Here is an 18,195-nt window from a genome sequence, read left to right as displayed (position 1 = left end):
CGATTCCGGGGCTTGGCACGCCGAGGGGGAGGGGATGGCAGGGGAATCACGCGAACCTGTGGCAACCTTGCCGGGGCTTCAGCGAAGGCTGGGATGGCGGATCGAGGAGCGGTGTATGGCGAAGATGGGTAGGCGGAAGCGGTCTCGGCTCATTACCCAGGGGGTGATGACTTCCGGGAAGGCGCCGCGGGTGCTGGATGCGCGGGCGGAGTCTGTCGTTTCGGAGGCTGCAGCGCCAGCCGTTTCGGAGCCGGCGGCGGTGGCGGCGGTTGCCGCAGAGGTTGCGGAGACCGGTGCTGCGGCGACGGGCGGAGCGTCGGATATCAAAGCGCTGGCCGAGCGGGTGAAGGCGCGGCGGCGGGAGAACGGGTGGACGCAGGCCGAGGTGGCCAAGAACGGCGGGCCGTCGGCCGGTGTGATCAGTCAGATCGAGCGGTGCCTGGTCGAGGCACCCGCGGGGGACGTGCTGGACAAGCTGGATGCGGCGCTCGAGTGGCCGGCGGGGACGGCGGATGGCATTCTGCGCGGGGCGTCGGCCGAACTGGTGGCTGCCGCAACGTAGTTGCGGCAGCAGGCCCCGATCGGATCGTCGATCAGGGCCTTGCCGTATCGATCGGGGCCCCGCCGTATTACGTGTGGGCCGCGCCGTCGATGCGGATCTCGGTGCCGCTGATGAAGCGGCCGTCGTCGGAGACCAGCATGGCGATGACGCCGGCCACATTCTCGGGGCCCGCCAGTTCGGCCGGATTGTCCTGGGGCAGAACCGCGATCAGGCGGCCGAACAGCGACCAGTCGGCGTCCTGGGGGAGATAGCCGGGGGTGGCGTCGGTGATGCCGGACTTGATGCCACCGGGGGCGACGCTCACCGCGCGCAGGCCCTGCTTGCCGTATTCGAGGGCCAGGACATGGGTGAGAGTCTGGATGCCGCCCTTGCTGGCGGAGTACGCGGCCATATACGGGTGGGCGAAGTTCGCCGAGGTCGAGCTGAAGTTGACGACCGTGCTGCGCGGGTTGGCGAGCAGGGCGGGCAGGGCCTCGCGGATCACCAGGAAGGTGCCGGTGAGGTTGACATTGATGATCTGGTTCCACAGGTCCAGCGACGTCTCGTGGGTGTGGGCCGCGCGCAGCATCCCCGCCGCGTTCACCACCGCGTCCAGTCCGCCGAGGGCGTCGATGGCGGTGCGCACGCCCGCGACCACCTCGGACTCCACGCCGATATTCATCTCGACGGTGGTCAGCCGCGCGGCGGTGCCCGCCTCGGCGGCCTGTTTGCGGGTCAGGGCGAGGCCCTCGGCGTTGACGTCGGCGCCGGCGACGACCGCGCCTTCGGACAGCAGACGGAGGACGGTGGCCTGGCCGATACCGGATCCGGCGCCGGTCACCAGAATGCGGAGCTGCTCGAGACGGTTCATGGATCACTTCCTGATCGGTGGAACTAGTTTCTGACACGATATGCCGAAAATGGCACGTCGCGCCATCAAACGTTTTCGACCTCGGTACAGTTCCCCGGGTGACGAGCGAGCGAAACCGTGCCGGACGCCCGGCGCTCAGCGAGACCCGCCGGGCGGCCACACGCCGGGAAGTGGCGCTGGTGGCCGCCCGGCTCTTCATCGAAAACGGTTATGCCGCAACGACCGTGGACGAGATCGCGGCGGCCGCGGGGATGGGGCTGCGCACCTTCTACCGGTACTTCGCCGGAAAGGAGGACGTCGTCGCGCCGCTGCTCGCCATCGGAACCCAGGCCTGGGCCGACGAACTCGCCGCCTGCCCGCCCGAACTGTCGCTGCGGGAAGCCCTGAGCCGCTCGTATCGCACCGCCACGGTCGGCACGCTCGCGATCGAGGGCATCGCCGAGAGCCGGCTGCGCCCATTGGTCCGGGCCGCGACTCAACTGCCCGCCCTGCGCGCGACCTGGCTGCGCGTCCAATACGACTGCGAAACCCAGCTCATCCCGATCATCGCCGCCCGCACCGGCCGCCCCGCCGACGACCTGGACGTCGCGCTCGCCGCCGCCATGGCCAACACCGCCGTCCGCCTGGCGACCGAACTCTGGGCCGCGGGGGAGGCGTCCGGCTCCGCCGCCGACGTCGTCGACACCTGCCTCGCTCGCCTCGCCGCCAACAGCTTGCTCTAGCACCCCCCGCCGAATCCCGCCGCGCTCACACCGCTGGTTCTCACGCGTGGTTCAGCAAGCTCGATCTGAAGTCGTTTCCCTTGCTGGAGCGCGGTTTCGGCTGGGTTCAGGAACAGCCCTACAACCGCTGAGCGTCGGGCGGGGTGGCGCGCAGGCCGTCGAGAGTCACCGAGATCAGGCGTTCGGCGGCGTCGGGTGTGGTCTCGCAGGCGACACCCAGGCCGTGCCCGAGCCGGATCAGATCGCGCGGCTCGATGTCGGCGCGGATGGTGCCCGCGTCCCGCGCCGCCTGTACCAGCAGGGAAGCCGCCCCGGTGATCGCCTCGCGGCACAGCGTGAAGGTCGGCGTGTTGTGGTCCATGCCCGCCTTGAGCGTGGTGGCGAGGACGCGATTGGCCATCACCCACTCCACCTGTTCGCGCATCCAGTACTCGAAAGCCGTCCCGGCCGTGTGGGTTTCGAGCAGGTCGTGGGCGCGTTGGCTCAAATGCTCGATGCTGGAACGGTAGACGGCCTCGATCAGCGCCTCACGATTGGGGAAGTGCCGGTACAGGGTGCCGATGCCGACCCCCGCACGGCGCGCGATCTCCTCGAGCGGCGCCTCGGGGCCCAGTTCGGTGAAGGCCTGCTGGGCGGTGGTCACGATCCGCTCGTAGTTGCGGCGCGCGTCGGCGCGCATCGGCTTTCCGGTCGACGGTGCTTCCACGAACCCTCCACTAGAAACGGATGGACCCTCCGGTTAGGCTTGCGCAAGTGGAGGAACCCTCCATATGATAACTCCATCGGAAACGGAGGCTTCCTCCGTTTGTATCCCATTCGATGGAGCATCCCCTTGTCGACCACCCTTCCCTCGAACGCTGCCGTGCGCGTGCCGGCACACGCTCGAGCCCCCCGACTCCGGTCGGGAATTGTGCTGGCCACCCTGTTGACCTGCCAATTGATGATCGTCCTCGACATCACCGTGATGAATGTTGCGCTGCCGCGCATCCAGACCGACCTGCATTTCAGCGCCACCGGCCTGTCCTGGGTGATGAACTCCTACAGCCTCGCCTTCGGCGGATTACTGCTGCTCGGCGGGCGGGCCGGCGACCTGTTCGGCCGCCGCAACCTGTTCATCGCCGGCGCGACCCTGTTCACCCTGGCCTCGCTCGCGGGCGGGCTGGCGCCCTCCGCGGGCTGGCTGCTCGCCGCGCGCGTCGTGCAGGGCATCGGCGGGGCCATGGCCGGCCCCAACACCCTCGCCCTGCTGACCACCACCTTCAGCGATCCGAAAGCCCGGATGCGCGTACTCGCACTGTTCTCCGGAATGTCCAGTGCCGGTTTCGCTATCGGCCTCATCGTCGGCGGACTGCTGACCGAATGGCTGAGCTGGCGCTCGGTGCTCTTCATCAATGTGCCGTTCGGGTTGATCGTCGTGGTGCTGGCGCTGCGCTACCTGCCCAGGGCCGAACGGCAGCCGGCCCACCTCGACCTGCCCGGTGCGCTGACCGCCACCACCGGTGTGGCCGCTCTCGTCTACGGCTTCATCAACGCCGCCTCGGACGGGTGGGGGACTGCCACCACCGACATCTCCCTGGCGGCCGGCGCGATCCTGATCGCCGCGTTCCTCGCCATCGAATCCCGTGCGGCCCAACCGCTACTGCCGCTGCGCCTGTTCGCCGACCGCAATCGCGCCACCGCCTACGCGAACATGTTCCTGGCGCCGATGGCGGGCATGTCGATGTTCTTCTTCCTCACCCAGTTCCTGCAGGACGTGCTCGGATTGAGTGCGCTGGCAACCGGTTTCGCCTTCCTGCCCACCGCCCTGCTGATGTTCACCATGATCCGGCTGATCCCGCGCCTGCTGCCCCGCTTCGGCCCGAAACCGGTGACCCTCACCGGCGCGGCCCTGATGGTGGCCGGCCTGGTCCTGCTCACCCAGCTGACGGCCGACAGCGGCTACTTCCCGCTGCTGTTCATCGCCATGATCCTGATGGGATGCGGTATCGGCCTGTCGGTTTCGCCTCTGAACGTCATCATCATGTCGAATGTCGACACCCACGAGGCGGGCGCGGCCGGCGGCGCACTGCAAACTCTCCAGCAGACCGGCGCGTCCCTCGGTCTGGCCATCCTGGTCACGGTCTTCGGCACCGCTTCCCGCACTGCCGGCGGCTCGGCCCAGCACGCCTTGGTCGGCGGCATGACCACCGCGTTCGCGGCCGCCGCCGCCATCGCGGCCCTCACCTTCGTCGTCGCCCTGACCTTCCGGGCCGTCGGTCCGGTTACTACAGCGGTGCGGCGCGGCTAGCCCCGGCGGTATCCACGCCGGAGTGGGTAACCGGCGTGCGGCCAAGGTTTCATCGAACGATCGGCCCACCACGAATCGTGGTGGGCCGATCGTCGTCTACCGAATCCCGGTGCCCCACACGGCGGTCAGCCACACCTGCCGGACGGCGGCCATGTTGCGGGTGGCGGCCGCGGTGTCGGTGGCAGCGGTCTCTTCGCGCAGGACCGCGACCGTCATGGCGACGAGCACGCCGATCAGGGTGGGCAGGTCGGCGGAGGCCGGGCGCATGTGGTGGGAGTCGACCTGGGGCTGGATGAAGGCCACGAGCTTGTGCTCCAGGTTCCCGATGAACGCGTCCCACATGGCGCGCAACTGGGCGTCGGTGTCGCGGGATTGGGCGCAGGCGTTGAGGAGGTGGGCATTGCGGCGCCAGACCGCGACCGCGCCGTCGATCATGCGGATGGTGAAGTCCGCCGGGGGCTCCTGGTTGTCGTAGGAGGTCAATTCGCTTGTCTCCTGGTCTATTTCGGTCCAGACCTGCTCGAGGGCGGCGGCGACCACCGAGTACTTGGACTCGAAATAGAAGTAGAACGCGGGGCGAGAGACGCCGGCGTGCTTGGCGATCCGCAGCACCGACATATCGGTGATCGACACCGTGCGCAGCAGATCGGTGACCGCGTCGATGATCAGGGCGCGCTGCTGGTCGCCTCGGCTGGGCGGGCGGCGGTCCCCGGCGACGTTGCGCGCGGTTGCCTGTGTCATCGACTGCACCTCCGAATCCTGGGTTCGCGCTCAGTCTACCGGCTCTTGACACACTGTCAGATTGCCTGACAGTGTGTCAGGCATGGGTTGCTGTATTGCCGTGGCTTATCTGATCGCCCTCGCCGGGTTCGGCTGGCGGTTGCTCACCCGGCGTGGCGGGGCGCCATCGACACCGGCGCCGCCGCCCGCCCGGCGGCTCGCGCCCCAGGCCGTGGCTTCCACGCCCAGGAGTGCCCTATGACGATCGGCACGCTGTATCCACCGGGCCGGCAGACCCGTACGGTCCGGCTGAGCCTGCCCGAGGGCCTCGGCCGGATCGGCACGACGACGCGGCGAAAGCTGCTGCGTGCCATGACCTGCTGGGCCGTGGTGTGGCCGGCCGCCGCCACGGCCGTGCTCGCCGACGTCTCGCCCGCGGTGACGTCCTTCGCCCTCGGGGCGGTCGTACCGGGCGGCGGCCTGCTCTACGCCGGGCATCCGCTGCTCATGGCGGCGGTCTGGCTGGGCTGCCTGGCGGCGCTCTTCGCCTGGTGGGCATTCGGTCCGGTGGTGCTGCCGCCGCTGGTGTGGTTCGCATCGGCTCTGCTCGGTGCCGCGATGAGTGGTCACGCGGTGTGGTCCTGGGCGGCCGTGCTGGTCCTGGTGACACCCTTCGCGCTGGTATCGGTCGCGTTCGGGGTCTTCCTCGTGCGGCGGGCGTCGCAGCGGAGGCGTGGCCGAGAGCTGAACGCGCGCTTGGAGTCCCGAGTGTTCACGATCACCGGTGCGCCGGAAGCGCCGCCGGTGGCCGAGCACTCGGCGGAAGACCTCGCGGCGCTGCGCTACGCCCTCGATCTCGCGTTGCAACCGCTGGACCGGTTCGACGGCTTCACCAGGATCGATCAGTTTCGTGAGGCGGCCCTGCGCTACCAGCTCAACGGTCTGGGGTACGCGTTGGCGACCGCCCAGTACACGCGAACTCCGGCCTTCACCGGGTATCTCGCCGAGGCGCAGCGCAATGCCATCGTCAAGATCCTGGACAGGCGGGTCTGGGGCTATTGGGCGCTGGAGAATCTCTGGGGCAATCTGCGCTGGAATCCGGACCCGGCCGACCGCGAGAACATCATGCTCACCGGTTATCTGGGGCTGATGGTGGGGATGTACGAGACGCTCAACGACGATCGGTTCTCCGCCCCCGGCGCACTCACCTTCGGATGGAACGATCGCCGCGCATATCGGAACAGTTTCGGCACGCTCGCGGAATCGGTGCACCGCAATATGATCGACGGGGACTACACCCTGTACCCGTGTGAACCGAACTGGATCTACACGGTCTGCAACACCTTCGGGCTCAACACCCTGCTGACCCACGACCGCTTGCACGGCACCGCGCTCACGGCCGATGCCATCGACCGCCTGCATCACGCCTACGAATCGGAGTTCCTGCGCCCCGACGGCCGGATCATCGGCGTCCGCAGCGCCCGGCTGGGCGGATCCTGGAACTTCTGGGCGGGTCCGGCGATCCAGCTCACCACCGCCCTGTGGCTGCACGCCGGGTTGCCGGAGTACGCGCAGCGGGCCTGGTGGATCGTGCGTGACCAGGAAATCCATGCTCGCGGTGAGCATGTCGGGTTTCCGCTGCGGGCGAGCTCGCGGGTCGATGCGGGCAACTATCGGTTCGGCAGTGCCTACGGGCAGGTCATGATCGCCTCGGCCGCCCGTGAGATGGGCGATGAGGATATTGCGCGGACGGCGCTTGCGGGGATCGAGGAATTCGGTGATCCGGTGAGCGCCAACGGCGTTCGCTACTACGCGGGGCTGTCCGGACTGGGCAATATGTATGCGCTCCAGTCCCGGTTCAATCGGGCCGCCGGTGTGCGCGATCTGATCGCTTTCGGCGCGCCGCCGCAGTGGCGGGCCGGGCCGGTGCTGGCGGAGGCGGCCTATCCGGACGTCCTCGTGGCCCGTGCCGTCACCGACGGCCGGGCCCTCGACCTGGTGCTCAGGCCAGGGAATGGCCTGTGCCGCACCACTTTACGGATCGCCCGGCTGAATCCTGGGCGCGCCTACAGCGTGGCCGGTGCGCGGGACGCGGAGTTCATCGCGTCGCACGCCGGTGAAGCCCTCATCGATATCGATCTCGGAGGTCGTCATGAAGTACGCATTGCCCCGCGCTAGGGGCGGACTGATCTCCGGGCGCGCGCTCGCTCGCCGGCTGGCGGAGCTCGATCCGGTGCGTGACAACGAGGAGGCCACCCGCCTCAGCATCGAAGTCCGGTACGGTGACCCGATTTTCGTACATGCCGCCTACACGGTCGCCTTCGCCCGGCAGGTCGCGATCCCATCCATCTCGCGCATCGTGTATCGGCGCGGGACCGGCGACATGATGCACGACGTGCGCCGGCGCAACGACGACACCCTGGTGTTCTTCGGCGAGATGCTGCGTCACGGCCACAGCAGTGCGTGCGGGCGCGCGGCGATCGATCGGATGGAGGCCATTCACGGCCGTTTCGGGATCAGCGATCAGGACAAGCTCTACACCCTCGCCTCGCTGGCCCTCGAAGCGGACCGGATACTCGAACACCTGGGTCTGGCCGTGTTCACCGACGCGGATCGTCTGGCCCGCTTTCACTTCTGGCGCGGTGTCGGCGAGCGCATGGGCCTCGAGGTGCCTGACACTCGAGCCGACCTGCTGGCCTGGACCGTCGACTACGAACGCGCCCACTACGCCTACACCGAGGGCGGTCGCGCGCTCGTCGACCAGCTCTTCGAGGACTGGCGGCAACGCTGGTTCCCCGGCCCGCTGCGCCCGCTGGCCGACAACGCCCTGCTGCTGATCATCGACGACCCGCTGCGCGCGGTCCACCGGCTCCCGAATCCGCCCGCCGCCCTGCAGTCCATCGCACCCCGAATCATCGATTCCTACATGACTTTCCAATCCGTCCGCCCCCACCGGCTGGACCGATCCTGGGTCGATCATTTCCGCCGTGACGACGCCGGCCCCGTCGACCTCGATCGGATCGGACACCAGCCGGGCCGTTACGGAATCGAGCGCCAACGCTGATCAGCATTCGATGCACTCGCGAGCGCGGTCGGGCCGGGAATGGCAGGATCGGGATTGTGAGTGAGCCGGTGCACCCCAACGACATTCGGATCTCCGACGCCGAACGGAAGAAACTCGAGGAGACGCTGCGCCGCGCCGTGGACGCCGGCGTGCTCGATCTCGGTGAGTTCGACAGCCGGGTGCAGTCGATCTGGCAGGCTCGTACCCGGGGCGAGCTGGCCAAGGTGTCCGCCGATCTGCCCGAGATGAAAGAGCCGGGGCCATCGGGCGGGCGGATCGCCATGACGGTGCTGACCATCGTGTGGTTGTCACTCAGCGGGCTGAACCTGATCGTGTGGCTGTTGCTGGGCGTCACGCTGGAGTGGTTCTATCCGTGGTGGGTGTGGGTGCTGGTGCCGCCGGGGGCGGTGCTGGGGACCTTGTGGGCGTGTGGAATCGGGCGGAAGCCGGGCAACGAGTGACGGATCGTTACCGCAGCATCATCGATGTCCACATCGTCCTGTGGCGCGATGGCCTGGTCCTGCTCGGCGAGCGCGCGAACACGGGCTACGGTGACGGCCGGCTGAATCTACCCAGCGGCCACCTCGAGGATGGCGAATCGGTGGTGGACGGCGTGATCCGTGAAGCCATGGAAGAAATCGGAATCACCATCGACCCCGCCGACCTGCGCTTCGCGCACGTCCTCCACCACCGCGGCGAGTCCGGGGCCGCCCGCATCGGCTTCTTCTTCGAAGCCCTCCGCTGGACCGGAGAGCCGGTGAACATGGAGCCCCACAAATGTGCCGGTCTGCTCTGGGCCGACCCGGATGCCCTGCCGCCCAATATCATCCCCTACCAGGCCGCAGGCGTCCGGAACTGTCATCACGGCACTTCCTTCGCCCTCCACGGGTGGGACTGACCGCCCGTCAGCTCTCCTGCGGGGCCGGGGTGCGCAGGTGGCGGCTCATGTCGCCGGTAAGCGTGATCTGCACCTGGCGCTCGGCGAACCGCCACTGCCCGGCGCTGCGCTCGAAGCGGTCCCGGTAACGGCCGGCCGCTACCGGCTGCAGAGGCAGGTCCGATGTGGCCTGGAAAACCGTGAAATAGGAACGCGCCGTGGCGGTATCGGCGTCCTCGCCGAATTCGACGGCGATATTGGTGGTGACGTGATGGGTGCGCGGCGTCCCGTCCTCGTACACGATCACCATGCCCCGAAACATCTTCTCGATCCGCTCACTCCCCGCGACCGACCCACCGCTGCCGCTGAACACCCCGTGCGCGAACAACGCCCCCACTCCAGCGAAATCCCCACTATCGACCAACTCGGCATACTTCGCGATCAAGTTCGTCACGGCAGTTGTATCAGTGGCTGAGCTCATGCCACCCGAGAGTAGGCCACAGCCACCTCGCTCACGGTCCGTGCGCGTCGATCGCGTGCCGGAGCGGCACGGCGGAGATGAACAACCTGGCGATGCACGAACCGCGGTCGAATGGGCGCACGGTTGTGTGAAACAGAAAGATTTCACTGCCTTGTCGGACCGATGGTGGGACAGTGGGGTATGGCGTCCGGAGGTTTGCTCACGTGATGCGGGGCCGGGGTGACGAGCCGTGACAGTGTTCGTCGGAACATCGGGGTGGCAGTACGCCGACTGGCGGGAGCTGGTGTATCCGCGAGGAATTGGGCAGCGCCGGTGGCTCGAGGTGTATGCGCGGGCATTCGGGGCCGTGGAGTTGAACGCGGCCTTCTATCGGCCAGTGGCCCGGACGACCTTCGAGGGGTGGCACGGACGGACACCGGAGGATTTCGTGATGGCGGTGAAGGCCAGTCGGGTGGTCACCCACTATCGCCGGCTGCGGGACGTCGACATACCACTGGAGCGGATGATCGATGCGGCGCGCGGGCTGGGGGATCGGTTGGGGCCGATACTGATTCAACTGCCCCCCACCCTGACCGCCGAACCCGAGCGGCTCGACCAGGTGCTAGGGCTGATCCCCGCCGAGTTGCGCGTGGCGGTCGAGCCGCGCCACGAGAGCTGGTGGGACGACCGGGTCCGGGCCGTGCTCGAAGCACACCGTGCGGCACTGTGCTGGGCCGACCGGCTCGGCCGGCCGATCACGCCGCTGTGGCGCACGGCCGACTGGGCCTACGTCCGTTTCCATGAAGGTCCCGGCCGGTCCGCACCCCGCTACCCGGAACGCGTTCTGGCCGAATGGGTCCGGCGCATCGAGGACACCTGGGATAGGAATCTCGATGCCTACGTCTTCTTCAACAACGATGTCGGTGGCGCGGCCGTCCACGATGCGATCCGGATCGGTGATCTGGTCCGCGCCGCAGGACGGCCGGTAGCCCGCACGCCCGATCGACTCCCGCTCACACCGTGACCGTGACTCGCAGCCATAGATGGCGGCGCCGGCCAGGACGGGTGCGGGGGCCTGAAGGGCTGATGCAGCTGCGGGGCAATCCCGGCAGCTACTTCTTCTGAACGGGCACCCTCGACAGGGTGGACGGTCGCGGCAAGTTGCGGCGACCGTTGCTCTCGGCGGTTTTCGCGCTCACCCTGCAGACGAATTCAGGCCACTCGAATACGAGCCCTTCAGGCTCGCATCCCGAATCAGGAGGCGGGCTTGGACTTGCCCAGGTTGCTGACACCGTTGATCGCATCGAGGATGTTGACGATGGCGTGGGTGCCGCCGTCGAGTGCCGAGCTGCCGGAGTCGAGCATGGCGGAACCGGAGGACGAGCCGGCCGAACCCGAGGACGAGCCGGCCGAACCCGAGGACGAGCCGGCGTCAGCCGAACCCGCGCCCAGGCCGGTGGCGGGGGAGCCGGCAGCGGAGGCCGCCGCGACCGGGCCGAGGAACAGGGCGGCGGCAGAGAGGGTGGCGGCGGCAACGATCTTGCGGGAGAACACGTATGGAGCTTCCTTTCACAGACAGATAACGACGCCATCACGGCGCTTATAAAAATGTTATGAAGAAGAAATCTGCAGATCCACCCCTTTTTTTGTGGGAATAATCACAGTTAATAATGAGCTAACGGCACATTTTGCCGAGGTGACGCTATTTGATCTTCATTCCGCGAGCGAATTCAGTGATCAAATTCGATTACTTTTTCTACGGTGCCGCGTATCGGCCTGCGGCGGAGGAGATCTCGTAGCGGACCTCCGATCCCGGCACGGCGCGACCTCGAGTTGAACGACACGTTCGGGGGTCGCCGGCATGACGGCGATCCGGCGTTCCCGGGCGAGGGATTGCGCAACATGAGGGCGCGACACGCTCAGAACGCCATGCCTTCCTGGACATCTCTATCATGTTGTGCTATAGGGGCCGGCGGCTCGGCGTGACCCCACTGCAGCGCGTACAGCGTGCCGCCGCACCCCTGGATGGTCGCGTCGGTGCCCGTTGACACGGCGTCTGGCTGCAACGGTAAGGAGGAAATCGTCCTCGGTCACACCCACTATGTGGACCTGTTCAGCGAGTTTCCGTGGGTCAAGCTCTGTGCGGTGGTGCCGGACCCGCCACCGCCGGCGCCCATGGACACACGGCTGGCCGTCGACTCCGTTCGACGCCCTAATTCAGCTGCGGGGCAATCCCGGCAGCTACTTCTTCTGAACGGGCACCCTCGACAGGATGGACGGTCGCGGCAAGTTGCCGCGACCGTTGCTCTCGGCGGTTTTCGCGCTCACCCGGCAGACGAATTCAGACCACTTGAATACGAGCCCTTACCGGCCACTACGCCAGCAGGCGCAGTGCGCTGCGGTGGGTGTGGCTCGCCGTCATCATCTCCACCGGGTGCTCGAAGCCCCGGCGGGACGCACTGGGGCATGTGGACGCGGGCCCCTCGGCGAGCGGGCAGGATTGACTGTTGGGTACCGCGCCCGCCGAGGGGGACTGCCGTGTACGGCGTCCGGCCCCGATGTTGGCCGGGACCGTGGAGGCCGCCAAGGGCCAGCGGCCAACGGGGATCAGGCTATGTCGGCGTCGCGAGTTTGCCCGCGCGGACCGAGGCCATGCCTCTGCTGATTTGGGCCACGCTCGTACCCGCTGTGACCAGGCGACACGCCCGGAGCGACATGGCATTAGCTGATGAATTGCTGAAATGGGCCGGCGGAGGGGGTCGGGTGGGAGATCATCGTCGGCATGCTCGACGACTCCTGGCGTGTCCGTTCGATACACAGCGCGGCCGTGCTGGTCGAATTCGCCGCTGGCCGCTCGATGTCCACAGCCGCCGCACTGGCCGAGACCGGGCTCACCGAATCCGACCTGGAGGACCCGGAGCTCGAGATCGACATCGGCCAGGAGCTCCGGATCATCGGCAACATCCTCGACACCACCGGCGACGACCCGGGAATGGGCCTGCTGGCGGGGTTTTCGGTGCACCTGCCCATGCTGGGCAGCCTGGGCATCGCCCTGAGCAGCTGCTCCACGGTGCGCGAGATGGCCGAACTGTGGGCCCGCCACGCCGAATTGTCCTTCGCCTACTGCTGATTCACCATCGCCGACGCCGGTGACCGGGTGCTGGTGTCCCTCGACGCCGAGCCCGTCCCGCCGCGCCTGCGCCGCTTCGCTCTCGAACGCGACCTGGCCGCCCTGCGCACCATTCAGCGCGAATTGCTGTCCTGGGACGTCCTGGTGCACCGGCTGGAGCTGACCCTGCCGTACGCCCCGGTGTACGAGGCGGTCGGTGTGCTGCTCGGCATCGGCGACATCGTCTACGACCAGCCCGCCGACACCCTCTACCTCGACGCCACCGATCTGCAACGCCCGATGCCGCAGGCGAATTCGATGCTGCGCAGGCAGTACGGGCAGCTGTGCGCGGAGATCGTCGAACGCCGCCGCGCCCGGGTCGGGCTGGCCGGTCGGGTCCGGGCCCTGCTGATGCGGCACGGCCGCGCCATCGATCAGGTCGCCATCGCCGCCGACCTGCACATGAGCGTCCGTACCCTGCGCCGCAGACTGGCCGCGGAGGGCACCACCTTCCGAGAACTGGCCTGCGAGACAACGGGCCTGCTGGCCGAGGAGCTGCTGGCCGCCGGTTTCACCATCGACACGGTGGCCGCCCGGCTCGGCTACACCAGCGCGTCAGCGTTCGCGACCGCTTTCCGCGACTGGAAGGGGCAGACCCCCGGCCAGTTCGCGCGTTCCGACCTCGCCCCGCAGCATCGCCGCCGCACCGGCGGCATCGGCGCGGCAGGACGCCCCGCCCGCCCGCACCCCGCCACGAATGAGCGCCGCACTACCGGACAGCACGAAATCTAGGACGATTCGGGCGATCGGGACGCTGAACCCGGTTGCGGCTCAGGCCGGATCGAATCCGGCGAGCCGCGCGGCGTGCAGGGCGATGTACAGCTCGGCGGCGGCCTTCGGGTCCGAGCACCGGCGATCGGTCAGCGTCTCGATCCGCCGCAGCCGGTAGTGAATGGTGTTGCGGTGGTAGTGGAGCCGTTGCGCCACCTCGGTATTGGAGCCACCGCATTCGAACCACAGCTCGAGGGTATCGAGGAGGGTGTCGCGTTCCTCCGGCGGCAGTTCGAGCACCGGGCCCAGGACGTCGTCCGCCAATTCCCGTGACGCCGAGGGCGCATGCGCGAGAACGAGCGGGATCGGCGTGCTGCCGTACGCGGTCACGGCCGTGCTGCCGGGTGGCGCGCATCGCCCCGCGAGTTCCGCCTCGCGCAAGGCGGTCCCCGCGGACCCCGGCGTCGGGAAGGGGCGGCTCACCCCGATGCGCCCGGTCGCATGTGCGCGCAGGCGCGACAGCACCCGCTCGTGCGAGCGTGCGGTGGCCACATTGAGCAGCCCGATCCGCGCGCCCGGCTCGGTGAGCCAGATCGACTCGACGAAGTCGGCCCGCAGCCGATCCTCGATCCCGAACAGCGGTTCGATTGCGCCGGAATCGGTTTCGGCGTGCACGACGACGAAACTGCCCAGCGGCGGCAGGTGCAGGGCCCGGGCGATGTCGCGCTGGGTGGGATCGTCGGCATCGCCGTCGAACAGCCGCCGCAGCATGGCGCGGCGCTCGACGTCGTGGCGGCGGACCCGCTCGGTGAGGTAGTCGGCGTACGCATCGGCAGCGGCGCCGGAATAGTCGTCCAGGAGCCGCCACATCTCCGAGCCGAGTTGCGGCAGCGCGTCCAGATTCGTCCCCCGCGCCGTGACGAGCGCGCGTTCCCACAGCAGCCGTCCCGCCAGCCGGTACGCGTGCAGCACCGCCGCGATCGGCACGCCCAGTTCCGCCTTGACCCGGCCCACCACGGTCGCTGGTTGCAGCCGCCGCCCGGCGCTCCCGGAGAGTTGTTCGAGCAGGGCGGCCAGATTGTCGCGGACGACGAGGTGCAGCTGCGCCTCGGTGAGGGCGGCCTCCGCATAGGCGTTCTCGCCGGTGAGGATGCGGCCGACGAGTTCGGTGGTGAGGTCGTCGACCTCCACGAGCAGGGTGCGCGCTACCGCGGTCGAACCGCTCGGCGGCACTGCGGTTGAGCCGCTCGGCGTTACCGCGGTTGAGCCGGTCGGCGGCACTGCGGTGGAGCCGTTGCGCGGCGGGCCGGTGAGCGCTGTCATGGATTCGATAGTAGGTACTTGCTCTCGCCGCCGACTGTGCTCCAGCACAGTCGGCCGGGCGGTATCGGCAAACCCGCGCACATGGTGGGTGGATGCACCTGACCCGCAGTATCGACACCGACAGCGACAGTGACCCGGGTCATAGCCGACCCGGGTCGATCGATGAGGTGGAGAGAGGTGCCGACCGTGTACGACTACATCGTCGTAGGCGCGGGGTCCGCGGGATCCGTGCTGGCCAGCCGATTGTCCGAGGATCCGGCGATCCGGGTGGCCGTGATCGAGGCCGGGCCGCGCGACACCGCCGAGGAGATCCACCTGCCGGTCGCCTTCCCGTCCCTGTTCAAGAGCCCGCTGGACTGGGACTACGACACCGAACCCGAACCCCGGCTGCACAGCCGCCGCGCCTACCTCCCGCGCGGCCGCGTCCTGGGCGGATCCAGCTCCATGAACGCCATGATCTACATCCGTGGCGCCCGCGCCGATTACGACGCGTGGGCCGCTGCCGGCGCGGACGGGTGGAGCTACGACGAGGTGCTGCCGTACTTCGTGCAGGCCGAGGACAACGAGCGCGGCAAGGACGCCTATCACGGTGTGGGCGGGCCGCTGTCGGTCAGCGACAGCCGGTCGAATCATCCACTGGGTGAAGCATTCCTGCGTGCCGCCGAACAGGCCGGGCACACCCGCAACGACGATTTCAACGGCGTCACCCAGCTCGGCGTCGGCCGCTACCAGGTGACCCAGCGCAACGGCATGCGATGCAGCGCCGCGGTCGCCTACCTGCACCCGGCGCTGGAGCGGGAGAACCTGATGGTCATCACCGACGCCCTCGCGCACCGGATCGTCATCGAGAACGGCCGGGCCACCGGTGTGGTGATCGGCCGCGACGGCAGCACCGAGACCATTCGGGCCCGGCGCGAAATCGTGCTGGCCGCAGGCGCTTACGGCTCCGCGCAGCTGTTGTTGCTGTCCGGCATCGGCCCGGCCGAACAGCTGGCGGCCTTCGGCATCGAGACCGTCCGCGACCTGCCGGTCGGGCAGAACCTGCAGGATCACCTGTCGATGTTCCTCAACTACCGCACCGACCGCGAATCCCTGATGACCGCGCTCACGCCCCAGAACCTGGGCCTGCTCCAGGAATCCGGCCGCGGTCCGCTGACCTCGAATATCGGTGAGACCGGCGGCTTCCTCGAAACCCGCACCGGACTGGCGGGCCCGGACATCCAGTTCCACCAGGCCCCGGTCCTCTTCCACGGTGAGGGCATGGGCGCGGCGACCGAGCACGGCTACGCGTTCGGCCCCTGCCTGATCAACCCCACCAGCCGCGGCGAACTCACCCTGCGCTCGGCGGACCCGGCCACCGCGCCGCGCATCCGCCACAACTACCTCGACACCGAGGCCGACCGCGCGAGCATCATCGCCGGACTGCGCAGCGCCCTCGACATCGCCGGCCAGCCCGCGCTGCGCGAGCTCACCACCGGCGAATTCCTCACTCCCGCCGGTGATTCCGACGCCGAACTGCTCGACTTCGCGGCCCGCACCGCCCAGACCCTCTATCACCCCACCTCCACCTGCGCCATCGGCTCGGTCGTGGACCCGCGCCTGCGCGTACTGGGCGTCGCGGGCCTGCGCGTCGCCGATGCCTCGGTCATGCCGTCGGTGGTGCGGGGCAATACCAACGCGCCCACGATCATGATCGGCGAGAAGGCCGCCGTCATGCTCGCCGAGGACGCCGACTCGGAAGGAAACGCATCGTGACCACCACCGCCGCGGCGACCATCGACGCCACCGTCTCCGCACTCCGGCAGGGCGAAATCGACTGGGCCCGAACCCCGTTGCTCGCCCGGCGGCGGCTGCTCGAACAGATTCACGCCAATACCGCGCGCTACGCGCGGGAGTGGGTCGAGACCGCCGCCCGCATCAAGAAGCTGCCCCTGGACTCGCCGCTGCTCGGCGAGGAATGGGTGAGCGGCCCCTACTCGCTGCTCACCGGCGCGGCCGCGCTCGCGGAATCGCTGCGGGCACTGGAGCAGGGCCGCAGCCCGGTCGACGGCTACCCGATTTACGCCGCTCCCGGCGGCCGCACCGCGGTCGACGTCTTCCCGCACGGCGTCTTCGATTGGCTGCTGCTCAACGGATTCCGCGCGGAGGTCTGGACCAGGCCCGGCGTCGACGCCGAAACCGTCCGTGCCCGAGCCGGTCTGGGGCAGCGCACCCCGGCCGAGACCGGCGGCGTGGGCGTGGTTCTCGGCGCGGGCAATATCTTCTCGATCGCGCCGCTGGACGTGCTCTACCAGCTCTACGCCGACAACCGGGTGGTGGCGCTCAAGCTGAATCCGATCACCGACCCGCTGCTGCCGGTGCTGGAGAAGATCTTCGCGCCCCTGATCGAGGGCGGCTTCGTACGCCTGCTCACCGGCGGCGCCGAGGTCGGCACGGTGCTGGTGCACCATGCCGGCGTGGACGCGGTGCACATGACCGGCAGCGCGCTCACCCACGACGCCATCGTGTTCGGCACCGGCGAGGAAGGCGCGCGGAACAAGGCGGCGGGCACACCGAAACTCGACAAGCCCATCACCAGCGAACTGGGCGGCGTCTCACCCACCATCGTGATCCCGGGCCGCTGGTCCGACGCCGACCTCCGGTACCAGGCCGAGCACCTGGCCACCCAGCGCCTGCACAACAACGGCTACAACTGCGTCGCCGCGCAGGTCGCGGTGATCTCCGCGGACTGGCCCCAGAAGGACCGGTTCCTCGCCGAACTGCGCGCCGCGCTCGAGCGGGCGCCGCAGCGTCCGGACTACTACCCGGGCTCGGCCGCCCGCGTCGACGGCGCGCGCACGTCCTATCCCGGCGCCGAGCGGATCGGCGCGCGCACCCTCATCACCGGACTGGTGCCGCACCGGGACGAGACCGCGCTGCGCACCGAGTATTTCGCCCCGGTGCTGGGCGTGCTCGAATTGAGCGGCGACGCACCGGAATTCCTCACGCAGGCGGTCCGCGTGTCCAACGAGGAGTTCGAGGGCACCCTCGGCGTCAACATCATCGCCGACCCCGCCACCATCGACCGGCTGGGTGAGCATTTCGAACGAGCCATCGCCGACCTGCGGTACGGCACCGTCGCCATCAACGCCTGGACGGGCCTCGGCTACCTGACCGCCCGCGCCTCCTGGGGTGCCTTCCCCGGGCACACCCTCGCCGACATCCAGAGCGGAATCGGCGTGGTGCACAACGGCTTGCTGATCGCCGATCCGGAGCGCACCGTGGTCCGCGGCCCCTTCCGCCCCGTCCCGCGGTCGCTGCTGCGCGGCGAGTTCGCGCTCTCCCCGAAACCGCCGTGGTTCGTGACCAACCGCACCGGCGCCACCACCCTGCGGCGGCTGACCAACTTCGCGAAGCGACCCGGCGCCGCCGCCCTGCCGGGCATCTTCGCCTCCGCGCTGCGCGGCTGAG

At 68.7% G+C, this 18,195-nt stretch carries 17 protein-coding genes and 1 pseudogene; 12 read left to right on the top strand and 6 right to left on the bottom strand.

Translation table 11 applies throughout. The features are described 5' to 3' along the window. Positions 1-166 precede the first annotated feature (166 nt). On the top strand, positions 167-562 hold the full coding sequence (locus ACFXHE_RS21795) for a helix-turn-helix domain-containing protein (protein WP_379385649.1): 396 nt from the start codon (positions 167-169) through the stop codon (positions 560-562). Between the two features lie 67 nt (positions 563-629). Here ACFXHE_RS21795 and ACFXHE_RS21790 read toward each other — a convergent pair whose 3' ends face one another. Continuing rightward, complete coding sequence (locus tag ACFXHE_RS21790) at positions 630-1,412, bottom strand: SDR family NAD(P)-dependent oxidoreductase (protein ID WP_379385647.1); 783 nt, start codon at positions 1,410-1,412, stop codon at positions 630-632. Between the two features lie 98 nt (positions 1,413-1,510). Here ACFXHE_RS21790 and ACFXHE_RS21785 point away from each other — a divergent pair, with 98 nt between their 5' ends. Then, complete coding sequence (locus tag ACFXHE_RS21785; protein WP_379385645.1) at positions 1,511-2,134, top strand: TetR family transcriptional regulator; 624 nt, start codon at positions 1,511-1,513, stop codon at positions 2,132-2,134. 118 nt (positions 2,135-2,252) lie between these two features. On the opposite strand, the gene ACFXHE_RS21780 is transcribed toward ACFXHE_RS21785, so the two are convergent. After that, on the bottom strand, positions 2,253-2,840 hold the full coding sequence (locus ACFXHE_RS21780; RefSeq protein WP_379385643.1) for a TetR/AcrR family transcriptional regulator: 588 nt from the start codon (positions 2,838-2,840) through the stop codon (positions 2,253-2,255). 204 nt (positions 2,841-3,044) lie between these two features. Between ACFXHE_RS21780 and ACFXHE_RS21775 the strand changes: the two genes are divergently transcribed. Then, positions 3,045-4,421 carry an MFS transporter gene (locus ACFXHE_RS21775; protein WP_379385641.1) on the top strand — a complete coding sequence of 459 codons (1,377 nt, stop codon included), beginning with the start codon at positions 3,045-3,047 and terminating at the stop codon, positions 4,419-4,421. Between the two features lie 96 nt (positions 4,422-4,517). Here the strand turns inward: ACFXHE_RS21775 and ACFXHE_RS21770 are convergent, their stop codons facing one another. Then, complete coding sequence (locus ACFXHE_RS21770) at positions 4,518-5,162, bottom strand: TetR/AcrR family transcriptional regulator (RefSeq protein WP_379385639.1); 645 nt, start codon at positions 5,160-5,162, stop codon at positions 4,518-4,520. Between the two features lie 237 nt (positions 5,163-5,399). On the opposite strand from ACFXHE_RS21770, the gene ACFXHE_RS21765 reads away from it, so the two are divergent. Genes ACFXHE_RS21765 through ACFXHE_RS21750 form a run of 4 tightly spaced genes read left to right on the top strand, consistent with a single transcriptional unit; the run spans position 5,400 to position 9,103 of the window. Continuing rightward, positions 5,400-7,319 carry a hypothetical protein gene (locus ACFXHE_RS21765; RefSeq protein ID WP_379385637.1) on the top strand — a complete coding sequence of 640 codons (1,920 nt, stop codon included), beginning with the start codon at positions 5,400-5,402 and terminating at the stop codon, positions 7,317-7,319. Then, positions 7,294-8,205, top strand: a complete 912-nt coding sequence (locus tag ACFXHE_RS21760) for an oxygenase MpaB family protein (RefSeq protein ID WP_379385635.1) — start codon at positions 7,294-7,296, stop codon at positions 8,203-8,205. The genes ACFXHE_RS21765 and ACFXHE_RS21760 overlap by 26 nt, the downstream gene beginning before the upstream one ends. A gap of 56 nt (positions 8,206-8,261) precedes the next feature. Then, the gene (locus ACFXHE_RS21755) at positions 8,262-8,666 is read left to right on the top strand and encodes a DUF1707 domain-containing protein (RefSeq protein ID WP_379385633.1); all 405 of its coding nucleotides are present in this window, start codon (positions 8,262-8,264) and stop codon (positions 8,664-8,666) included. Continuing rightward, positions 8,663-9,103, top strand: coding sequence for an NUDIX domain-containing protein (locus ACFXHE_RS21750; protein ID WP_379385631.1), 441 nt, complete (start codon positions 8,663-8,665; stop codon positions 9,101-9,103). Before ACFXHE_RS21755 ends, ACFXHE_RS21750 begins: the two co-directional genes overlap by 4 nt. Before the next feature lie 7 nt (positions 9,104-9,110). On the opposite strand, the gene ACFXHE_RS21745 is transcribed toward ACFXHE_RS21750, so the two are convergent. After that, positions 9,111-9,563 carry a nuclear transport factor 2 family protein gene (locus ACFXHE_RS21745; RefSeq protein ID WP_379385630.1) on the bottom strand — a complete coding sequence of 151 codons (453 nt, stop codon included), beginning with the start codon at positions 9,561-9,563 and terminating at the stop codon, positions 9,111-9,113. 229 nt (positions 9,564-9,792) lie between these two features. On the opposite strand from ACFXHE_RS21745, the gene ACFXHE_RS21740 reads away from it, so the two are divergent. After that, positions 9,793-10,566, top strand: coding sequence for a DUF72 domain-containing protein (locus tag ACFXHE_RS21740; RefSeq protein ID WP_379385628.1), 774 nt, complete (start codon positions 9,793-9,795; stop codon positions 10,564-10,566). A 230-nt stretch (positions 10,567-10,796) separates the two neighbouring features. On the opposite strand, the gene ACFXHE_RS21735 is transcribed toward ACFXHE_RS21740, so the two are convergent. After that, the gene (locus ACFXHE_RS21735; RefSeq protein ID WP_379385626.1) at positions 10,797-11,096 is read right to left on the bottom strand and encodes a hypothetical protein; all 300 of its coding nucleotides are present in this window, start codon (positions 11,094-11,096) and stop codon (positions 10,797-10,799) included. A gap of 1,228 nt (positions 11,097-12,324) precedes the next feature. Between ACFXHE_RS21735 and ACFXHE_RS21730 the strand changes: the two are divergent. Both ACFXHE_RS21730 and ACFXHE_RS21725 read left to right on the top strand, forming a co-directional pair. Next, positions 12,325-12,942, top strand: a pseudogene (locus tag ACFXHE_RS21730) (AraC family transcriptional regulator ligand-binding domain-containing protein); the annotation flags it as partial. 9 nt (positions 12,943-12,951) lie between these two features. After that, a complete protein-coding gene (locus tag ACFXHE_RS21725; RefSeq protein ID WP_379385913.1) occupies positions 12,952-13,443 on the top strand; it encodes a helix-turn-helix domain-containing protein in 492 nt (163 codons plus the stop codon). Positions 13,444-13,482: 39 nt separating this feature from the next. Here ACFXHE_RS21725 and ACFXHE_RS21720 read toward each other — a convergent pair whose 3' ends face one another. Further along, positions 13,483-14,745, bottom strand: a complete 1,263-nt coding sequence (locus ACFXHE_RS21720) for a PucR family transcriptional regulator (RefSeq protein ID WP_379385624.1) — start codon at positions 14,743-14,745, stop codon at positions 13,483-13,485. Between the two features lie 177 nt (positions 14,746-14,922). Between ACFXHE_RS21720 and ACFXHE_RS21715 the strand changes: the two genes are divergently transcribed. Beyond that, positions 14,923-16,500, top strand: a complete 1,578-nt coding sequence (locus ACFXHE_RS21715; protein WP_379385623.1) for a GMC family oxidoreductase — start codon at positions 14,923-14,925, stop codon at positions 16,498-16,500. Further along, positions 16,497-18,194, top strand: a complete 1,698-nt coding sequence (locus ACFXHE_RS21710; RefSeq protein WP_379385622.1) for an aldehyde dehydrogenase family protein — start codon at positions 16,497-16,499, stop codon at positions 18,192-18,194. The genes ACFXHE_RS21715 and ACFXHE_RS21710 overlap by 4 nt, the downstream gene beginning before the upstream one ends. Position 18,195 lies beyond the last annotated feature (1 nt).

It is taken from the genome of Nocardia sp. NPDC059229, assembly GCF_042754165.1.
Classification (GTDB): Bacteria; Actinomycetota; Actinomycetes; order Mycobacteriales; family Mycobacteriaceae; genus Nocardia.
Note: the sequence above shows the minus strand (reverse complement) of the source record. Positions and strands in the feature narration are given on the sequence as shown.